A 19,043-nucleotide genomic window follows, 5' to 3' on the forward strand; every position below is an offset into this window, starting at 1 on the left:
TTATTTAATATTGTTGTGAAAGCAACGTATTATTAATATGATGAATACTGTGTTATTCATGAAATACGACTCATTCTTTTTTAGTTCTTTATTATATGAGTGTCTAAAAATTATCATTTTTTAGATTTATATTCTTTTTATTTAAATAATTAAGAATATTATTCTTATTATTTGATTTATTTTAGTGCCCACACTTTCAATTTCATTTAATATAAGAAAAAATAAAGTATTATTTTCTATTTATAATTAAAGACACTCATTTGAAATACTCTATTTTTTAGGTATCCTATGCGTGTGGCTATATTCATTGCCAATCAAATAGCTTAATAACGGAATGTTATTATATAGAATGGATACTTCGATGAAAAAAATAAATCTGCTTTCTCTAAGTATATGCGTTGCCTTGAGCAGCGCAGGTTATGCCGCGCCTGCTACTACTACAGTAGAAGATCTGGCAACGCTAACGGCACACAATGGTGAAGTGAATACAGAGAACGTATTTGCTATTGGATTAATCGATAACAACACCTTCAACTATGCAGGTGACGTTAACGTTGACTATAAACTAACAAGCGCTAGTTCTTACTATCGCGGTGCGATCAGCGTATTCAACAGCATTATGTCGCTGGGAAAAACGACCGTAACGGTTAACGTAGAAAGCGGTGCAAGTGCGAGTTCAGTATCCGCAGTTCGACTCAAAAACGGTACAGTCACAGTAGGACCTGCCGGCAATGATACGGTGAGCGCCAGCTTTGGTGCGGGATCTACATTTACCGTTAACGGTAACGGTACCACTCAACTGATCGGTGTAGATATTGAGGCTGGCCCTTATACCACGGCGTACCTGATCCCTAACATGACGGCAACGCTTAATGAAAACACTCAGGTTATTCTGACAAAAGCAGGACAGAGTTCTGTGGGGCTGTATGCCTATTTGCCGGGAGCCAAATTTGTCACCAAAGACGGGCTCTCTATTAATATGAGCACCGAGACTGGCGCGACAATGTACGGTATCCGCGCTCAGGGGCTGGTTCCCAGCAACGGGATGGCGGTCACGGGCGGTGAGGTTTCTTTAGAAGGCACAACTTCCATTGAGATGCTTAACGGTGGCTCAGGAACCGCAGGGATTCTGGCCCACGTGAAAAACTCTAAGGTGACGTCACAGTCAGAAGTGACTATCCAGAATACGACCAATAACTCATCTGCGGCGCTGTATGGCCTGTTTGCCAGCGGTGGAGCGATTGATTTTGCCGGAACGGCGAATGTCACTTTGAGAGGCGGAAGTGAAGACTCTTCTGGGGTTGTCGCCTCTTCTGCCGGTACGATTGCGCTAACGGGTGGAAAGGTTGATGTTGATGCCGGTGATGCATTCTACGTAAGCGGTGCAGGCAGCATGATTACCGGCAGAGCCGCTAAATATACCGTTGACGGCAATATGCTGGCTTCCGGCGGCGGCGCTATTAATATCGCAATGACTGACGGTTCTCGCTTTAACGGTATCACTCAGCTGGGAGCAACGCCCGGCACGCTGGATCTGGCTATTGACGGCGGCCAGAGCGTCTGGAACATGAGCGGTGATTCAGTCCTGTCTAATCTGACTCTAGCTAACGGCGCAACGCTGGCCTATAGCCCTGTCGCGGCAGGCGGTGCGTTTACGCCTAAAACGCTGACCGTTGAAGGCAACTATACGGGCAGCGGCGGCGTGCTGTCGCTGAATACTGTGTTGGGTGGCGATAACTCTTTAACGGACATGTTAGTTGTTAAAGGCGACGTAGAAGCCGGCACCACGAAAGTGGCGATTGTAAACGTTGGCGGAACCGGGGGCGAAACGATTGAAGGCATTAAGATCGTTGAGGTTCAGGGAACGTCTGTTGGTACCTTTGAACAGCAGGGTCGTATCGTTGCTGGCGCCTATGACTATACCGTGGCAAAAGGCGCAGCCAATGAAAACTGGTATTTAACCAGCAAAGTTACGCCTATCGACCCGGGTGGCCCAGGGGAACCCGGTGAGCCAGGCGAGCCCGGTACACCTAGTGAGCCAGGCGGTGAAAGTGTGCTTCGTCCTGAGTTCGGCAGCTATTTGGCCAATAACTATGCAGCGAACAGCATGTTTTTGACTCGTCTGCACGATCGCTTAGGGGAAACCCAGTACACTGACGTGCTGACAGGTGAACAAAAAGTCACCAGCATGTGGATGCGTAATGTTGGCGGACACACTCGTTTCCGGGACAGCAGCGATCAGCTGAAAACCAAGAGCAATCGCTATGTGTTGCAGTTGGGTGGTGATTTAGCCCAGTGGAGCACTGACGGCTTAGACCGCTGGCACCTCGGTGCCATGGTGGGCTACGGTAATGACCGCAGCAAGACCATTTCTCGCGTGAGCGATCGCGATTCTCGCGGTCAGGTAACGGGATATAGCGCAGGCCTTTACGGCACTTGGTATGCCAATCAGGCGGATAAAACCGGCGCCTATGTCGACAGCTGGGTACTGTACAGCCGCTTTGACAATAAGGTGATGGGCGAAGAGCGTGCAGAAGAGAAATATAAGTCTCGCGGCGTGACGGCCTCTATCGAGAGCGGCTATAGCTTTAAAGTGGGTGAAAACCAGCAGAAAAGCTACTGGATCCAGCCTAAAGCGCAGGTCATTTGGATGGGCGTGACGGCGAAGGATCACTACGAGCATGCCGGTGTCGACGGGCAGCGCGTTAAGGTCAGCGATGAAACCGACGGCAATCTGATGACTCGTCTGGGCGTTCGCGCCTATATGAAGGGACACAGCGCTGTGGATGAAGGTAAAGACCGCGAGTTCCAGCCGTTCATTGAGGCGAACTGGATCCACAATACGCGCGACTACGGCGTGAAAATGGCGGGCGTGAAGGATGAGATGCGCGGCACCAAGAATATTGGTGAAGTGAAAGTCGGCGTTGAGGGGCAAATGTCTAAGCGTCTTAACCTGTGGGGCAACGTTGCTCAGCAGATTGGCGATGAAGGATACAGCGACACCTCAGCAATGCTGGGCGTGAAGTACAGCTTCTAGCGCTATATACCGAACGATTAGGCCGGCTTTTGCCGGCCTTTTTTATTTTTATCGCTTTAACTAAATGTCCGCTATCCCACCGTTGAAAAATATATCACTGTGTGGTGTACAACAGTGGCCAGCAGGATAAGGCAGAAAAAAGCCAGTACCCGCCGGTAAAGTTGAGCGCGGGGCGTTTTTGCCGTTTTCCAGACGTAAAACACTGCGCCTGCTGACGCCAATATGACAACGATCATAAACAGATTCATTGAGAACATTCCTGAAACAGGTTCTGCGCCTTTACGCATAGCGTTGAGCTATGCGTAAAGGCTAATGGGGGCTAGAGCCATTCGTTGAAACGGCGGATATAAAAGCGCTTCATCATCTGGGCGACAAAACAGTAGCTAACTAGAGTCGCCACCAGCCACGGGAAGTATTCCCAGGGCAGAGGCTGTAGCCCTACGTAGGCACCCAGCGGTGAGAATGGGATATAGACACCTAACGCCATAATGAGCCCGGTAGTCAGCAGCACAGGCAGCGCCGCTGTGCTCTGAATGAAGGGGATCTTCTGCGTACGGAGCATGTGTACGACCAGCGTTTGCGATAGTAGTCCCTCAATAAACCATCCTGACTGGAACAGTGCCTGATGTTCCGGCGAGTTGGCGGCGAATACGAACCACATGAGCGCGTAGGTGGTGATGTCAAAGATAGACGACGTCGGCCCGATCCACAGCATAAAGCGGCCGATGTTTTTTGCGTCCCACTTGCGCGGTTTGCGTAGGAACTCTTTGTCCATCTTGTCCCAGGGCAGGGAAAGCTGGGAAATATCGTACATCAGGTTCTGAATCAAAAGGTGGATAGCCAGCATCGGAAGGAACGGAATAAACGCGCTGGCGACCAGTACCGAAAACACGTTGCCGAAGTTAGAACTGGCAGTCATATTCAGATATTTGATGATATTGCCGAATGTTTCACGTCCTTTGATAACCCCTTCCTCTAACACCATCAGGTTTTTTTCCAGCAGAATAATATCGGCGGATTCCTTGGCAATGTCGGTCGCGGTATCGACAGAAATGCCCACATCGGCATCCCGCAGGGCCGGAGCGTCGTTAATGCCGTCGCCGAGGAAGCCGACGGTGTGGCCGTTCCCCTGCAAAATTTGCAGTATGCGGGATTTTTGCAGCGGAGTGACTTTGCAGAATGCCGTACGGTGCTCCACTTCACGGGCCAGAAGTGCGTCGTCCATTTTTTCAATGTCGATGCCTAATAGTGGTTCGCCTGCCTCTAGGCCGACGTCGCGGCAAATCTTGCAGGTAATGATTGGGTTGTCACCGGTTAGTACTTTTACCGTAACGCCGTTTTCCTGTAGGGCAGCAATGGCTTCGCGGGCGCTCTCTTTGGGTGGATCGAGGAAGGTCAAAATCCCCCGAATTGTTAGATCCCGCTCCTCTTTTTCGCTCAGAGGAAGCGTTAATTCTTCAGTATCCAGTGGACGAGTCGCCAACACCAGCACTCGGAATCCTTCCTCATTGTAGCGCTGAGTGAGCGCCAGCAGAGCGGCGCGCTTTTCTTCATCAAGCGGTTGAGTTTTCTCTCCTTCCTGAACGTGGGTAGAGATAGACAGCATTTCTTCTACCGCACCTTTACAGATAAGCCACGGCTGGCGTTTTTCATTCTGTACAACGACGGACAGGCGGCGGCGAATAAAGTCAAAGGGCAGCTCGTCCACTTTGCTAAAGCGCTTGAAGGCATCGATGTCCGCTTTTTCTTTAGCAAAGTGCAAAACGGCACGGTCCATCAGGTTTTTCATTCCACTCTGGTGGTAGCTGTTTAGCCAGGCAAGGCGCAGCACCTCTCCGTCCTGTTCACCGCTGGTGTTGAGATGGTGCTCTAAAATGATGCGATCTTGAGTTAAGGTGCCGGTTTTGTCGGTGCACAGCACGTCCATAGCGCCGAAGTTTTGAATGGCGTTTAGCCTTTTTACCACTACCTTGCGGCGTGACATAGCGATAGCGCCTTTCGCCAGATTAGAACTAACGATCATTGGCAGCATTTCCGGCGTCAGACCGACAGCGACAGCCAGCGCAAACAGCGCGGCTTCTGCCCAGTCGCCTTTGGTGAAGCCGTTGATCAGCAAAACGATGGGCACCATTACTAGCATAAAGCGGATCAGCAGCCAGCTAACACTGTTAACGCCTCGGTCAAACGCGGTTTGGGCACGGCTTCCCACGATGGATTTGGCCAGCGAACCGAAGTAGGTGCGATCGCCTGTTGCAACGACGACAGCGGTGGCTGTACCGCTGGTGACGTTGGTGCCCATCAGGCACACGTTGGAAAGCTCGAGTACGCTGCGCTCACCGGCAGAGACGGCATCGCTTGATTTTTGACTGACGTTGCCGAACGTGTCGTACTTCTCAATCGGGAGCGATTCGCCAGTGAGTATCGCCTGACTGATGAACAGGTCGCGGGAACTCAGCAGCTTGACGTCTGCCGGCACCATGTCTCCAGCGGAAAGGGTAATGATATCGCCGGGCACCAGATCGTGGATAGAAACCTCCTGAACCGTGGGCTTGGCGCTGGCATTCGCGCGGCGAAGCACCGTTGCAGTAGTATGCACCATAGACTTCAGCGCTTCGGAAGCCTTGTTGGTGCGGTACTCTTGCCAAAAGCGCAGTAGCCCGCTGAGGCTAACCATGATGAGAATGATGCTGACGCCGATAGCGTCAGTTTCTTCCCCGGACTGCAGCGGTAGCCAGTAGTCGGTAAAGAAGCTGATGGCCGCCAGCGCTAGTAGGACATAGATAAAGGGGTTATTAAACGCGCTGATAAGCTGCATCAGCGCATGGGGCGCCTTTTCGTGGGCGACGTGGTTGGGGCCGAACGCTTCCAGCCTTTCGTCAACGTTTTCCCGCGTGAGCCCGATGCGGTTACAGTTCAGATTGGCTAGGGTTTGGTCCTGCCCGTGTGCAGCCTCTCGTTCAATAGCGAACGGAGCTGGCGTTTTTGTGCGGCTTAGCGCCTTTTTGAAACAGGTCATAACGTCGTTCTCTTGTTTTTTGGCGCAAGCAGGCCTCCTGCCGAGCGAGGTCAGCATGCGCAGAGAAAAATTAACGGTGTATTAGGCTGTGTCCCGTAACTGTATGTGTACCGTTATGGGACACAGCCTAGGCGTAGGCCGAGCTGACGATAGTTAGCATTCAGCCTGCGCTAGAGGGCGTTTAGTCCCGGGGTGGTCGTCCATAGGGCCTCCTTATCACCCAAGGGGTGAAGTTATGGTTATCATTGGCCTATACGGGCAGTTCTGATGTCACCCGCCAGTGGACAGCGCTAACGCTCTTTTCCAGGCTGATGCGACAGACGATATTTTCAATGCTCTTTTGCTCAGCGGGAGATGCGCTGATTTCGGCAAACACTTCCAGGCGTCCCGGCGTTGCAATGTCCGCGCTGCGTAAGGACTGTAGCCGCATCGCCACACCGTTTAACGACTGAAGGATCAGCGTACGCACCAGAATTTCGTCCTGCTCGGCGCAGGTCACCTGAATGCGATAGTGCTGTTCAAGATCTACCGCCTGCTGCTGGGGCTGTAGATTGATGCGCTGTGCCGCTTCACGTAGCAAAATGTTGGCGCACAGGATAACTATTGTTGCTATCACGGCGTTCCAATATTGACTCAGCCCACACAGCACGCCGATGGCGGCGGAACACCACAGCGTAGCGGCAGTGTTGAGGCCGCGTATGTTAAGCCCTTCACGCATGATGACTCCCGCGCCGAGAAATCCGATGCCGGAAACGATCTGAGCGGCAATACGCCCGGCGCTGGTGGGCTCCGTCGCCATTGCGCTGAGAATAAACGCCGCCGCGCCGGTAGCGACCAGTGCGTTAGTGCGCAGGCCGGCCATTCGCTGACGCCACTGGCGTTCAGCACCGATAACCGCGCCAAGAAACATTGCTAAGAGCAAATTTAAAATAAAAGGAGTCATAGCCATGATCTTCCCCTTTTTAATAATGAAAGGTTGAATCATGTGCTAAATAAGCACATAAGATTTTTCGCTGAAAATAAATCAGCGTAAGCGTAGTTTATGCGCCTGGGGGAAATAGATTATGAGTATAAAACAGCATAGTAATATCCGAATTAATTGAGCTCCGGGCAATAATTGCCAAGGGCGGTAACGCTATATTCGGGTATGCACTGCCGGGTGTGTCAGGGTGGGAGTGCTGCCCGCCGGGTTCGGCAAGCAGACAGATCGAGAAAGGATTGTTCAGCTTACCGCATTAACTTTTTTACAACTGTAAGTGTCCAATTCGTTCTCCTGAAATTAATTTTCGAGCGAAATTCTAAAGGGGTTTAATTGTGAAGTAAAGAAAAAAGGCTCATTAATTTCCTCTTTAATGTGTGTTGTGATGGCATTATTTATTAACTAAGTAATTCTTAAGAAATTTGAAATAGAAAAAGCATTGAGAAAAGAAATATTCCTATGGCAGAAAAAGGGGAGAGGAAAGCACTCGGTCGAGTTCTTCAGTCTTGCACTCAGTGAGGAGAGAGAAAGAAAAAGTTGCGCGATATCAACCCACATCAGCAAAGGTTCGATTCTGGTTATCTTTACAGCAAAAATAATGGGTATAATAGTTGCTTTATAACAGCAACAAATCAGGTATAGCGATGAAATTCAATACCGTATCCGATAGCGAAATCATCTCCGAGCTCTGTCGGCGGATAAGAGAGACGCGTATTGCCATGCGGTTATCCCAAATTGAACTTGCCGAACGCGCGCAGGTGGGGATTGCCACCATAAAGCGCGTAGAAATGGGCGAGTCAGTAACGCTCAGTACGCTGATTGGCATTTTGCGCGGTCTCGATCGTCTTCATCAGCTGGAGGGGATCCTGTTTGACTCTGAAGTGCGGGCGTTTAACGCTCAGATAAGCCCTGATGCGGAAAAGGCACCGGTGCGCATTCGTAAAAAAGCGGGTGAAGACGACGAGGCAGAGAAGAGCGGAGTGCTGCCGGAAGAGACATCTCACATGCTGCAGGGAAACAGTAGCTGGTATACACAGGCGGCGAAAAGTAATGTCGTCTGGCCCTGGTTTAAGCCAGACGACAAAAAATAAACGCCGAAAGGGGGCAATGTTCAGGTTCCTTATGACAGGACACAGAATGTGGCGTTTAAAAAATCACCTGCCCACAGGGATATGGGCAGGTAAAACTTCAATCAGGACTCACACAGAGCGACTTTAATCGCCAGACCACCGCGAGACGTTTCACGGTACTTCGCGTTCATGTCCTTACCTGTTTCGTACATGGTTTCAATAACTTTATCCAGAGATACGCGCGGCTCGCTGGTGCGCAGTATCGCCATGCTGGCGGAGTTGATGGCCTTCACTGATGCGATAGCGTTACGCTCAATGCAGGGTACCTGTACCTGGCCTGCGACCGGATCGCAGGTGAGCCCCAGATTATGCTCCATACCAATTTCCGCTGCGTTACAGACCTTTTCAGGGCTGCCGCCGCGCAGCTCCGCCAGACCGGCAGACGCCATAGAACAGGCGACGCCGATTTCACCCTGACAGCCTACTTCTGCGCCAGAAATTGACGCGTTCATCTTGAACAGCAGGCCGACAGCGCCTGCAGCCAGGAAGTAGCGGGTGTAGGCTTCCGGCGTGACTGGCTGGATAAAGTGATCGTAATAGGCCAGTACGGCGGGGATAATCCCACAGGCACCGTTGGTCGGTGCAGTGACAACGCGGCCACCGGCTGCGTTTTCTTCACTGACTGCCATTGCGAACATATTGACCCAGTCCATAGCCGTCATCGGGTCGGTCGATAGACGGTCATGGGTGTGCAGAATGCGGTGCAGTGAAGACGCGCGGCGCGGCACTTTCAGCGGACCGGGCAGAACGCCTTCGGTGTTCATTCCGCGGTGAATGGCGCTTTTCATGGTGTCCCATACTTGCGCCATATAGCGTTCTACTTCTTCCCGACCGTGCATAGCGACTTCGTTTTTCATCATCACCGCAGACAGGGACAGGCAGTTGTCTTTGCAGTGACGCAGCAGGTTTTTGGCTGAATAAAACGGGTAGGGCACTTCGACTTCCGAGGAAGACTGCTTGCCGAAGTTCTCTTCATCCACCACAAAGCCGCCGCCGGTCGAGTAGTAGGTTTTACTGAACAGCAGAATGTTTTTGTCATAGGCGCTGAACGTCAGCCCGTTTTCGTGCAGCGGCAGAGCGCTGTCGGAAAAGTTCAGCTTAAGCCCAACATGACGCTCTGTACCGTCGGAACAGCGGATCGGCAGAGTGCCTGTCTCATCCACTTTCTGGATAAAGCCAGGGATCGCGTCAACGTCTACGGTATCCGGCTTGTTGCCGGCCAGACCCATGATGATGGCGATATCCGTATGGTGGCCTTTTCCCGTCAGCGACAGCGAACCATAGATGTCGACAACGAGATTAGTAGCCAGAGTGTCCAACTGCTTGCTCATCAGCTCTTCGATGAAGCGCTTACCGGCAACCATTGGGCCGACGGTGTGCGAACTGGACGGGCCTATACCAATTTTAAAGATTTCAAATACGCTGATCATGGGATCTCCTTACAGCATCATGTTGGACAGTGGTTAGCCCAGCAGGCTATAGACAATGGCGGTCATAGAGATAAGACCCATCAGGACCACAAACACGTTGCTGATATGGCCGCTGTACTTACGCATAGCGGGAACCTTATGGATGGCATACATCGGCATCAGGAACAGCAGCATGGCGATAACCGGGCCGCCCAGCGTTTCAATCATGCCGAGAATGCTTGGGTTCAGCGTCGCAACGATCCAGGTTGTTACCAGCATGAACAGGGCAGTAATGCGGTTCAGCTTGTTGATCTCGATGCTCTTGCCCTTGCTGCGCAGTGACTTGATGACCATACCGTTAAAGCCTTCACGGGCACCCAGATAGTGGCCCAGGAACGACTTGGTGATAGCAACAAAGGCAATTACTGGCGCGATGTAGGCAATTACAGGCGTTTGGAAATGGTTAGCCAGGTAAGACAGAATAGAGATGTTCTGCGCTTTCGCTTCAGCCAGATCGGCCGGAGACAGGCTCAGCACGCAGCTGAACACGAAGAACATAACGGTCAGAACCATCATCACGTGGCTGCGCGCTAGGATCTGAGAGCATTTCTTTTCTGCGAACTGATCGCCGTACTCTTCGCGCTTGGCAACGGCAAAGGCGGAGATGATTGGTGAGTGGTTAAAGGAGAACACCATGACCGGAATCGCCAACCACAGAGTCATAACCAGACCGTTGCCGGTTGCAGACGCAGTGGAGGACATGTCTAGCGTGTCGAAAATAGCGCCTGACCAGTTAGGAATAAGATACAGAGCCAGCAGCATCAGAACGCCCACGAATGGGAATACCAAGATGCTCATTGCTTTTACAATGAATTGCTCGCCAAAACGTACGATAGTCATTAATCCCAGAATAAGAATGAGAGATAAAATAGCGCGTGGTGGTGACGGTAGGTGTAGCTGGTGAACAATAAAGCTGTCGACCGTGTTAGTAATTGCCACGCTATAAACCAATAGAATTGGATAAATTGCGAAGAAATAAAGAAGAGTAATTAGCTTACCGGCACCGGTACCAAAGTGTTCTTCAACAACTTCGGTAATATCTTCACCCGGATTTTTACCAGAAAGAACAAAGCGGCAAAGCCCACGGTGAGAATAATAGGTCATCGGAAAAGCGATAATGGCCATGATAATAAGAGGGATCAGGCCGCCGATACCTGCGTTAATAGGCAGGAAGAGTACACCCGCGCCGATGGCGGTGCCGTAGAGGCCGAGCATCCACATGGTATCGGATTTGCGCCAGCCCAGGGCCTGCGTCGAGGTGACGGAGCCCGCGTCTGCTGTGGTTTGGATTGAGTTCATAGCTACCCCAAGGATTTTCTGATAAAAGCAAAAAATAGTCTGCGATATTTATTATTAATATCGGGAAAATACTGCCAATTATTAAAAATAATGCGTTGGTTTGCCGCGGGGTGAACTTTATCAAAATAGAACAGAGGAAGGACGAATACCGATCACAAAATTGGTTTGAGATAAAAACTTTTAAAGAATCAAATTTGATATTTTATTTATTTCGGTGGGTGCTGGCTCTAATTTGATACTTTTTTCTGGTGAAAATTGAGAGAGGGTTTTATTTAAAGAATCAAAATTGATATCTTATTTCTAATCTAATTTAAGGGCTCAGATTTGATGCCTTAAATATATCATGCTCGACTGAATAATTATAGAACTGATGAAATAATAAGTCCAAACAGTTTGTTCAATAAAGTTAATTTTCTGTGCACTTTTTTATTTAGCGGCAAATAGCAGCAGGCTAAAGGTAGAAAAACGACGCTTGACGGCGTCAGGCTCATTCAGTATCTTGCTGCTCAGCAAAGGGGAGTAACTTCCACGCTGGTTAATCGTCAATACGATGCATGAATGCATCCGGTTACCAGGCAGCTTAGGCTGTAAGTGAGACCTTGCCGGAAGGCGAGGTGCGCTTATAGCTAGCGAAATAGCGGCCGCGTCTTCTGACGTAGCCGTTTTTTTATGCCTAAAATTAGGCTGTGTCTGTTAACGCTTCGCGTGCATTAATGCCTCAAGGCGCTAAAAGATCCAGCTCGGGCTTTTCGCAAGAGCGAAAAGTGGAAGGAGACTCCATGAACACTGTAGGAACACCGCTTCTGTGGGGCGGTTTTAGCGTTGTCGTCACGATTATGCTGCTGATTGACCTGTTTGGGCAGGGCAAGAAAAAGGGCGGCGGCATGTCGTTTAAGCAGGCGGCCGCTTGGTCGCTGGTGTGGGTTAGCCTTTCTCTTTTGTTTGCACTGGGGATCTGGTGGTATTTAAAAGATACCGCCGGGCCGGCTGTTGCTAACGCTCAGGCGCTGGCGTTTATTACCGGCTACCTGATAGAGAAATCGCTGGCGGTGGATAACGTCTTTGTCTGGTTGATGCTGTTTAGCTATTTTTCTATTCCTGTTTCCATGCAGCGGCGAGTACTGGTGTATGGCGTGCTGGGTGCGATAGTGCTGCGTACGGTGATGATTTTTGCCGGTAGCTGGCTGATTTCAGAATTTGCTTGGATCCTCTATCTGTTCGGCGCTTTCCTGCTGTTTACCGGCGTGAAGATGGCGTTTGCGAAAGATGGGGAAGGCGATGACGTTGGCAACAAGCCGCTGGTAAGGTGGATCCGCGGGCGCATGCGCATGACGGACTCGCTGGAAGGGGAGCGCTTCTTTACGCGCCGCAACGGCCTGCTGTACGCCACGCCGCTGTTTCTGGTGTTGATACTGGTAGAGCTGAGCGATGTGGTATTTGCAGTAGACAGCATCCCGGCGATCTTCGCCGTCACCACCGATCCCTTTATTGTTCTGACCTCCAATATCTTTGCGATTTTAGGCTTAGGGCGATGTACTTCCTGTTGGTTAACGTTGCTGAGCGCTTCTCCATGCTGAAATACGGACTGGCAGCGATTTTGGTGTTTATCGGTATCAAGATGCTGATTGTTGACTTCTACCATATTCCTATCGCTGTTTCTCTGGGAACGGTGGGAACAATCCTGCTAGTCACGCTGCTGATTAACGTTTGGGTAAACCGACGTGAGGATCGCCGTAAGGCACTTTCTGGCGACTGATAAAAAATCGCCGCGTGGAACTTGCCCGCGCGGCGATTCAATATAAGGATATAGATTTAGGATTCGTGACGGTATGCCTGACGAATCTGCTGAACGACTTTTTTGAACGTCTCTACTTCCGCTTCGTTCTGGTGTGCGGCAATAAGCCTTTCCATTTTCAGGATCACTTTACCTGCGTCAGCTTGACCCATAGTAATCAGCATCAGCGTCATAAGGGCCTTCAGCGCGGAGATTTCCTGCGCCATTTCTTCAATTTTTTCCGCTGTTGGAAATTCAATGTTATTCATCACTTATCCGTTTTTCATAAGTTGAGCTATCAACGATGGCGCATATGGTAGCAAACTATTTATGCTCGCGTGAGCCTCTACGGGTGGAAAAGGGCGAAAAACGTGGTAATAATATAAAGAATCATTCTCATTATCTGGTGGTGTTGGTTTATGTCATCGGCTCTCAAGGCGCTTAAGAAGCTGCACAAAAAGGCGTTAAAACAGGAGAGAAAGGCTAGCGATCGCGCTCTACAGGCGCTGTCGCATCAGGCTTTGCCGCCGACAGCGCCTGTGCGGAGAAATCAGGAGACTGCGACGAATTCTGTTTGGGGAGACGTTTCTCAGCAGGTGGCTGGCGCCATGCTGGGTGAGATTGCCAGGCCGTTAAGACCTCTGCTGGCGTGGTTTGACGGCGATGACGGATTTAGACCTGCTTCTCATCGACCGGCCTCGAAAGCGTGGAGCTCCTCGATGGAGAAAGGCTCTATGAGGCCAGTTGCGGCGCGTTCTTCAGCGCCTTCTATTTTGTATTTGCCGCTAAAATCTCCTCCCTGTAAACGCTGCCCGGCACGCAGCGGTGGCATTTGTCAGTGCGCGGCTAAACGATTCGGATAGCTTTACTGCTCACTTTACTCTCCATTTTATTCTTTTCAGATAAACAAACGCCCCGCAGGCTTAAGGCCAGCGGGGCGTTTGTCTCGAATAGGACGTTAGCTATCTGGCCATGGCGGCGACGGTGCTGAGCAGCGAGCCGCCCAGAGTGCGCTTCAGGGCTGTTACCGCAATGCCTTTAAGCAGGGTTTTAGCACCTAAGTGCAGCGCGTGGTGAACTACGTCTCTCCGCTCGCTTTGCTCCATCCAGCCGTTGCTTTCTAGCGTTTCCAGCAGTGCAGCAGCGCTGATTGCCCGGCTATCAAACTGGATAGCGACGGAACCCGCATAGCGACGATGCTGAATTTGCTTGATGCCTGGGATTTGCTCAAGCTGACCGATAAGCGTTTCGACCCGTGAAGGATGCTGTTGAATAAAGTCGGAGCGCACGCGAATGCGGTTAGGAGTTTGATGGACGTAGGGTTGACTCATGGTGACCACCTTAACGGTAAAGATAACGAGAATAATTTATATTAAGATTTTCACCCTGTCCACCGCTTAGGCTGGAAATTGAGGCGGAGAAAGGCAATACGTTGAATGCGTAAGGAAAACTCATTCTCAGTAAGAGCGGTAAATTATTTTGAATTTAGCTATTTTGAGGTTTCCAATCTTTGGCGAGCGTCATATTATGAACGTAACGCCTATTTAACTTATCGTCCGTTTTTTATTAACGGATCGAGCGACATTCAGGAAAATGCATGAGTTCGGACAGCCTTATGGCGCTTCGCCGCTATGTGACGATTGCTCACCATATCCCCGGCCGGCTTCGGCTTCGCTTTAACAATAAGCTTATCGCTGCGTTGGGGAAAACAAAGCTGTCCGCCTTGGATGAGTACTGCGGGCCGGGCAGTAGCCTTCGCGGCTACAGCCTGAATGCAGCAACCGGCAGCCTGCTATTAGAGTATGACGCCAAGCGCCTTTCCCCCGATCTGATTTCACAGCTTTTTGGCGATGATGACGCCAAGGCAGATCTGGCGCTGGCGGAGCTGTTACCAATTATCTCGCCGTCAGCGGCTAAAGAATGAGGAACTGAGTTATGGGAAAAGAGAAACAAAACGGCGACTGGGAAAACGCTCCTAGCCAAGAGATGCCGCCATACGGGCCTTACGGCTATCCCTACTATCCACCTTATCCTCCTTACCCGCCGCAGCCGATGATGCAGCAACCGGGATGGCCTCCTTGCCCGTCGATGTGGCATCCGATGTACGGCCGTCCTCCTGCGGGTTACGACATGCCGCCTCAACCGCAGTTTCAGCAGCCGGGCGTTCCGCCTCAGGGATTTGACTGGAGCGGTCAGGCTCAGGGAATGGTCGAAGGGCTAATGGGAGATCAGGCCGGTCTGTTTAAGCGCATCATCAGCACTGTGGGTGTTGACGACAAAGAGTTCTGGAAGGGCGCTATGATTGGCGCCGCGGCAGCGCTGATCCTCGGTAATGAGAGCGTGCGCAACACCCTGCTGCAAACTTTCGCCAACGCGGGCGATCTTTTAAAGACCGGTGGTGAAAAAGTGAAAGAGGCCGCAGGCAGCGCTGCGGGCAGCGTTAAAGAAAACGCCAAAGCCGGTAGCGAAATTTTCCGCGATACCGTTTCTGCGGGCAAAGAGGGTTTTCAGGAGTCCGTAGCGCGCCACCGTCATGCGGGTGAAGAGAAGGGTGCTGAAGATGAGCAATAATAGCGATCGCCTTAATCCTGCCAGCCGGGCGCTGATCGCCGGAGCGCTGGTCGGAGCCGCGGCTTCCGGTGTTGAACAGTGGAAGCGCTATAAAAATGGTGAAGAAACTCTTGAACAGGCAACAGGGAAAGTGCTGAAAGACGCCACCAAAGCCGGACTTATCAGCGGTGCGGCCATGACGGTAGCGAATGCGACTGCCGGCAGGCCGGTATTGACCCTTCTCACTGTACTCAGCGCCGGTGTTGCCGGTTTATACCTTATGGATGCTGTAAACAAGCGAGGCTCTGATGAAACAGCCGAATAACCCCTATTACTATTATCCTCCCTATTATCAGGGCTATGCGCCTAATACACAGGCACCACAGACTCCTTATCGTGCAGATAACAGTCGAGCTCATTTGATCACTGGCATTGTGGCCGGTGCAGCTATTGCCTATCTCCTGTCTAACCGTAAGGTGCAGGAAAGCATCGGTGCGACGGCCAACCGCGCTTGGGGTGCCGTGCGCGGAGAAGTTGAGGAGCTTAAGGAGCGCCTGGCAGACGTGCAGGCCGAGCTTGACTACTATCGCGAGAAAGCACAGGACGACGAGTAACGATCGGTATGACGCATTCATCCTCTATTACCTTGGTTCACTCTCTGCCCGGGCGCATGCGCGTGCGGGTTCCTCTGTTGCGAGAGCGCGAAGACGACGCTGGCTGGCTGAAGGCACAGCTTCTGTCTTTTAGCGGCGTGAAGAGCGTGCGCCTTCGCCCTGCGGCTGCGTCAGCGGTGCTGATGTACGATACGCAAAAAACCGACAGCGCTGCGCTGCTGGAGCAGTTGAGTCGGCTGGACTGGTCTTTAGCACAGGAAAAAGAGTATGAACCGGAGTACTGCGGCGGTGACAACCTACTGAATCTGGTTGGCCTTGCCGCGACACAGTTTCTTCCCAAGCGCTGGGCTGCGCTGCCGGCAATAGCGCTGATGGCGCCGACGGTAGCGGAAGGCGTAGAGTCCCTGTGTCGTAAAGAGCTGAATGTAGAAGTGCTGGATGCCCTAGCGCTTAGCCTGTCTATCGTTCGCGGCGACTACCGCACTGCCATGCTGACACAAACTCTGTTGACCCTTGGCGAGTACTTTGAACAGGAAACCAGCCGCCATTCGGACGAGCTGCTGTCGGAACTGATGCAGCCTCAGCACCACGCTGTGTGGGTTGAACGCGGCGATGCCCGTGAGGAAATCTCAGCCGATGGCCTTGTTAACGGCGACGTGATGCTGTTAGGCCCAGGGGACAATATTCCTGCGGACGGCACCGTGATTCGCGGTACCGGCTTGATCAATCAGGCGTCCATGACCGGGGAAAGCGTTCCCGTTCGCAGAGAGAGCGGATCGTGGGTGTTTGCCGGTACACAGGTTCAGGACGGTAACGTCGCCGTGCGCGCAGAGCGCGTAGGGGACGACTCCTCTACCGCCAGCATTCGCCGCTTTATTACTGACTCCCTGAGTCAGCGCAGCGAGACGCAGCAGGTTACTCAGAGAATGGCAGATCGCCGGGTAGCTATCACCCTCGGTGCGGGGGCTGGCGTTTTTGCCCTGACGCGAGACTGGCAGCGTCTGGCGTCGGTCTTTTTAGTGGATTACTCCTGTGCCTTGAAGCTCAGCACGCCGATTGCCTTTAAATCCGTGATGTATAAAGCCGCCACGTCCGGCCTGCTGCTTAAGGGTGGCAGAGCGATTGAACAGCTGGCGGATATCGACACGGTGGTATTCGACAAGACCGGCACGCTAACACATGGCGATATGCTGGTGACGGACGTGGTCAGCTTTGCGCCGGAAACCACCTGGGCTCGTCGCCTGCTGGCGATTGCCGCATCGGTGGAAGAGCACAGCAACCATCCGCTGGCGCGCGCAGTAGTTAACGCCGCTGCACAGCATGAGCTTCCCCATATTAATCACGGTGAAGTGGAGTACGTGATTGCCCACGGGCTGATCTCCGAACTGGAGGGCAACCGGATGGTGATCGGCAGCCGTCACTTCCTGCGTGAACACTATCAAATCGACTTTGCGCCGTTCCAAAACCAGATTGAAGAGCTGGAAGAAAAAGGGCGCCATCTGCTGTTTATCAGTCTGAACGAGCAGTTGGTGGGGATGATTGGGCTACAGGACAACGTTCGTGACGAAGCGGCAGAGGTGATTGCACACTTAAGGGAGCTCGGCGTTCGGCAGATTGTACTGTTAACCGGAGACAAGCAGCAGAAGGCTGAACAGCTGGCAGACGCGCTGGGCATTGACCGCTACTTTGCTGAGGCGACGCCGGAAAGCAAAGTAGAAGTAGTGCAGGCGCTGCAAGAACAGGGCTGTCGAGTGCTGTTCGTTGGCGACGGCGTAAACGATGCACCGGCGCTGACTCAGGCGGATATCGGCATGGCAATGAACCAGAGTACAGAGTTGGCTCAGCAGGCTGCGGATGCGGTGCTGATGCGCGATTCTCTGCACGGCGTGGCGACGGCAAGAGAGCTTGCATCGGAGGCCATGAGCCTGGTGAACAGCAATATCAAGATAACCGAGTGGGTGAACAGCGGCATTATGCTGGCGGCGGCGATGGGTAAGCTTTCTCCAACCCTGAGTGCGCTGCTGCATAACGGTACGACAATTGGCGTTCTGCTGCGCTCGCTGTCTGCTCGTAAGTAGCTAGTACATAGCTAATACACTGAGCAACCAACACAATTGAGTAAATAAGCGTAAACAGCGGTGATTTTTCATTATGCCCTGATATCTTCTGGGGATTACGCACGAAATTAGGGAACATAATGATGAGACGTATATTTTCAGGAAGAGGACGGATCCTGTTGGCCGCTGTGCTGGGGGCACTGATGCTTTCAGGCTGTGCCACCCGATCGATTTCACAGACCGACAGCCGCGGCGGCAACGCGTTTTATTCCGGCGAGTTGAAGGACAGTGACGTATTAGGTGCCGTACCCGCGACTCAGACAATCAGCGATGATGACATCAAAAAAGCGCTAAGCAGTGCCCAGCAAAACTTTCGTCTACCCAAAAACTCATCGATCCTGCTGATTCAATCCGGCGCGATGACGCCAGACGTAGAAATGCAGAACGCGCTGAGCCAGCACTATTCCGTGGCGCTCTATTCTGGCATTCCCCCTAACAACGGCTACCGCTACGACCGCACTCAGGAAAATACCCCTGCTGTAGACTATCCCCGCCTGCTGCGCCTGACGGCGGCCAACGGCGGTCAGGACAAGATCCTAGTGTACTGGGGGCAGCTGGAGAGCGGTTCTGAAAACGAAGTGACGAAGGTCGTTTCCTGGGTACCGTTTGTTGGCGGCGTGCTGCCGGATGAAACCCAGCATATGCGTATCGTACTGCGTATCGCGCTTATTGACGTTGCCAGCGGCCGCTGGACAACCTTTACGCCACCCGTGTTTGACAGTAGCAGCGTCAGCGGGCGCTATAATCGTGATGCAAAAGATGCCAAACAGATTATGGCGCTCAAGTCTCAGGCCTATCAGGCAGCCGCAGAAGAAATTTATAAGCGGTTTACCCAGTAGCCAGTTTCCTATGTCCTAATCAAAGATTCGTTCCGTTTAGTTAACGGAGCGATTTTTAATCGAGTTGTGTAGGCAAAATAGGTGAAATGATAATAGTTTCACGCTTAGTTACACTTTGTAGGCCAATGTAGCGTTTTGTCGGTGGCTGGAATCTGGCGAGTGAACTAGATTTTAGATCCCAGAGGTATTTATTGGTGAATATCCGGCGGCAACGTCGGA

General features: G+C 51.8%; 16 protein-coding genes and 1 pseudogene. 10 read left to right on the forward strand and 7 right to left on the reverse strand.

Translation table 11 applies throughout. The features are described 5' to 3' along the window. Positions 1 to 361: 361 nt before the first annotated feature. Positions 362 to 3,037 (forward strand): autotransporter outer membrane beta-barrel domain-containing protein, encoded by a 2,676-nt coding sequence (locus DQM29_RS03135; RefSeq protein WP_172622629.1) that lies wholly within the window; start codon positions 362 to 364, stop codon positions 3,035 to 3,037. Between the two features lie 319 nt (positions 3,038 to 3,356). Here DQM29_RS03135 and mgtA read toward each other — a convergent pair whose 3' ends face one another. Next, on the reverse strand, positions 3,357 to 6,053 hold the full coding sequence (gene mgtA, locus DQM29_RS03140) for a magnesium-translocating P-type ATPase (protein WP_111739268.1): 2,697 nt from the start codon (positions 6,051 to 6,053) through the stop codon (positions 3,357 to 3,359). A gap of 250 nt (positions 6,054 to 6,303) precedes the next feature. Beyond that, positions 6,304 to 7,002: an MgtC family protein gene (locus DQM29_RS03145; protein ID WP_111739269.1), complete on the reverse strand. Its 699-nt coding sequence runs from the start codon at positions 7,000 to 7,002 to the stop codon at positions 6,304 to 6,306. A 674-nt stretch (positions 7,003 to 7,676) separates the two neighbouring features. Between DQM29_RS03145 and DQM29_RS03150 the strand changes: the two genes are divergently transcribed. Continuing rightward, the gene (locus DQM29_RS03150) at positions 7,677 to 8,123 is read left to right on the forward strand and encodes a helix-turn-helix domain-containing protein (RefSeq protein WP_111739270.1); all 447 of its coding nucleotides are present in this window, start codon (positions 7,677 to 7,679) and stop codon (positions 8,121 to 8,123) included. A 101-nt stretch (positions 8,124 to 8,224) separates the two neighbouring features. Here the strand turns inward: DQM29_RS03150 and DQM29_RS03155 are convergent, their stop codons facing one another. The 3 genes from DQM29_RS03155 to DQM29_RS18150 form a co-directional block, all read right to left on the reverse strand. Then, positions 8,225 to 9,592: an L-serine ammonia-lyase gene (locus tag DQM29_RS03155; RefSeq protein WP_111739271.1), complete on the reverse strand. Its 1,368-nt coding sequence runs from the start codon at positions 9,590 to 9,592 to the stop codon at positions 8,225 to 8,227. A gap of 33 nt (positions 9,593 to 9,625) precedes the next feature. Continuing rightward, entirely contained in the window at positions 9,626 to 10,930 is a 1,305-nt protein-coding gene (locus DQM29_RS03160; RefSeq protein WP_111739272.1) for an HAAAP family serine/threonine permease, read from the reverse strand. A gap of 426 nt (positions 10,931 to 11,356) precedes the next feature. Next, positions 11,357 to 11,494, reverse strand: a complete 138-nt coding sequence (locus tag DQM29_RS18150) for a hypothetical protein (RefSeq protein ID WP_170126478.1) — start codon at positions 11,492 to 11,494, stop codon at positions 11,357 to 11,359. Between the two features lie 215 nt (positions 11,495 to 11,709). On the opposite strand from DQM29_RS18150, the pseudogene DQM29_RS03165 reads away from it, so the two are divergent. Further along, positions 11,710 to 12,686 (forward strand): annotated as a pseudogene (locus DQM29_RS03165) (TerC family protein). 56 nt (positions 12,687 to 12,742) lie between these two features. On the opposite strand, the gene DQM29_RS03170 reads toward DQM29_RS03165, so the two are convergent. Next, entirely contained in the window at positions 12,743 to 12,973 is a 231-nt protein-coding gene (locus DQM29_RS03170) for a DUF2594 family protein (protein WP_111739273.1), read from the reverse strand. A gap of 150 nt (positions 12,974 to 13,123) precedes the next feature. On the opposite strand from DQM29_RS03170, the gene DQM29_RS03175 reads away from it, so the two are divergent. After that, entirely contained in the window at positions 13,124 to 13,567 is a 444-nt protein-coding gene (locus tag DQM29_RS03175; RefSeq protein WP_111739274.1) for a hypothetical protein, read from the forward strand. Between the two features lie 99 nt (positions 13,568 to 13,666). On the opposite strand, the gene DQM29_RS03180 is transcribed toward DQM29_RS03175, so the two are convergent. After that, entirely contained in the window at positions 13,667 to 14,035 is a 369-nt protein-coding gene (locus DQM29_RS03180; RefSeq protein ID WP_111739275.1) for an HMA2 domain-containing protein, read from the reverse strand. Between the two features lie 266 nt (positions 14,036 to 14,301). On the opposite strand from DQM29_RS03180, the gene DQM29_RS03185 reads away from it, so the two are divergent. The 6 genes from DQM29_RS03185 (at position 14,302) to DQM29_RS03210 (ending at position 18,824) form a co-directional block, all read left to right on the forward strand. After that, a complete protein-coding gene (locus tag DQM29_RS03185; RefSeq protein WP_111739276.1) occupies positions 14,302 to 14,628 on the forward strand; it encodes a hypothetical protein in 327 nt (108 codons plus the stop codon). A gap of 11 nt (positions 14,629 to 14,639) precedes the next feature. Further along, positions 14,640 to 15,275, forward strand: coding sequence for a hypothetical protein (locus DQM29_RS03190; protein ID WP_111739277.1), 636 nt, complete (start codon positions 14,640 to 14,642; stop codon positions 15,273 to 15,275). Next, positions 15,265 to 15,579: a magnetosome protein MamC family protein gene (locus DQM29_RS03195; protein WP_111739278.1), complete on the forward strand. Its 315-nt coding sequence runs from the start codon at positions 15,265 to 15,267 to the stop codon at positions 15,577 to 15,579. The genes DQM29_RS03190 and DQM29_RS03195 overlap by 11 nt, the downstream gene beginning before the upstream one ends. Further along, a complete protein-coding gene (locus DQM29_RS03200) occupies positions 15,563 to 15,868 on the forward strand; it encodes a YtxH domain-containing protein (protein WP_111739279.1) in 306 nt (101 codons plus the stop codon). The genes DQM29_RS03195 and DQM29_RS03200 overlap by 17 nt, the downstream gene beginning before the upstream one ends. An 8-nt stretch (positions 15,869 to 15,876) precedes the next feature. Then, positions 15,877 to 17,946, forward strand: a complete 2,070-nt coding sequence (locus tag DQM29_RS03205; RefSeq protein ID WP_111739280.1) for a heavy metal translocating P-type ATPase — start codon at positions 15,877 to 15,879, stop codon at positions 17,944 to 17,946. A 122-nt stretch (positions 17,947 to 18,068) separates the two neighbouring features. Beyond that, complete coding sequence (locus tag DQM29_RS03210; RefSeq protein ID WP_145960328.1) at positions 18,069 to 18,824, forward strand: lipoprotein YafT; 756 nt, start codon at positions 18,069 to 18,071, stop codon at positions 18,822 to 18,824. The last annotated feature ends 219 nt before the right edge of the window (positions 18,825 to 19,043 follow it).

Origin of the sequence: Leminorella richardii (genome assembly GCF_900478135.1) — a bacterium.
Lineage (GTDB): Bacteria > Pseudomonadota > Gammaproteobacteria > Enterobacterales > Enterobacteriaceae > Leminorella > Leminorella richardii.

Coding starts and splice junctions, on each gene's coding strand:
- DQM29_RS03135 (WP_172622629.1), top strand. CDS start 362: ATGAAAAAAATAAATCTGCTTTCTCTAAGTATATGCGTTGCCTTGAGC.
- mgtA (WP_111739268.1), bottom strand. CDS start 6,053: ATGACCTGTTTCAAAAAGGCGCTAAGCCGCACAAAAACGCCAGCTCCG.
- DQM29_RS03145 (WP_111739269.1), bottom strand. CDS start 7,002: ATGGCTATGACTCCTTTTATTTTAAATTTGCTCTTAGCAATGTTTCTT.
- DQM29_RS03150 (WP_111739270.1), top strand. CDS start 7,677: ATGAAATTCAATACCGTATCCGATAGCGAAATCATCTCCGAGCTCTGT.
- DQM29_RS03155 (WP_111739271.1), bottom strand. CDS start 9,592: ATGATCAGCGTATTTGAAATCTTTAAAATTGGTATAGGCCCGTCCAGT.
- DQM29_RS03160 (WP_111739272.1), bottom strand. CDS start 10,930: ATGAACTCAATCCAAACCACAGCAGACGCGGGCTCCGTCACCTCGACG.
- DQM29_RS18150 (WP_170126478.1), bottom strand. CDS start 11,494: ATGCATTCATGCATCGTATTGACGATTAACCAGCGTGGAAGTTACTCC.
- DQM29_RS03170 (WP_111739273.1), bottom strand. CDS start 12,973: ATGAATAACATTGAATTTCCAACAGCGGAAAAAATTGAAGAAATGGCG.
- DQM29_RS03175 (WP_111739274.1), top strand. CDS start 13,124: ATGTCATCGGCTCTCAAGGCGCTTAAGAAGCTGCACAAAAAGGCGTTA.
- DQM29_RS03180 (WP_111739275.1), bottom strand. CDS start 14,035: ATGAGTCAACCCTACGTCCATCAAACTCCTAACCGCATTCGCGTGCGC.
- DQM29_RS03185 (WP_111739276.1), top strand. CDS start 14,302: ATGAGTTCGGACAGCCTTATGGCGCTTCGCCGCTATGTGACGATTGCT.
- DQM29_RS03190 (WP_111739277.1), top strand. CDS start 14,640: ATGGGAAAAGAGAAACAAAACGGCGACTGGGAAAACGCTCCTAGCCAA.
- DQM29_RS03195 (WP_111739278.1), top strand. CDS start 15,265: ATGAGCAATAATAGCGATCGCCTTAATCCTGCCAGCCGGGCGCTGATC.
- DQM29_RS03200 (WP_111739279.1), top strand. CDS start 15,563: ATGAAACAGCCGAATAACCCCTATTACTATTATCCTCCCTATTATCAG.
- DQM29_RS03205 (WP_111739280.1), top strand. CDS start 15,877: ATGACGCATTCATCCTCTATTACCTTGGTTCACTCTCTGCCCGGGCGC.
- DQM29_RS03210 (WP_145960328.1), top strand. CDS start 18,069: ATGAGACGTATATTTTCAGGAAGAGGACGGATCCTGTTGGCCGCTGTG.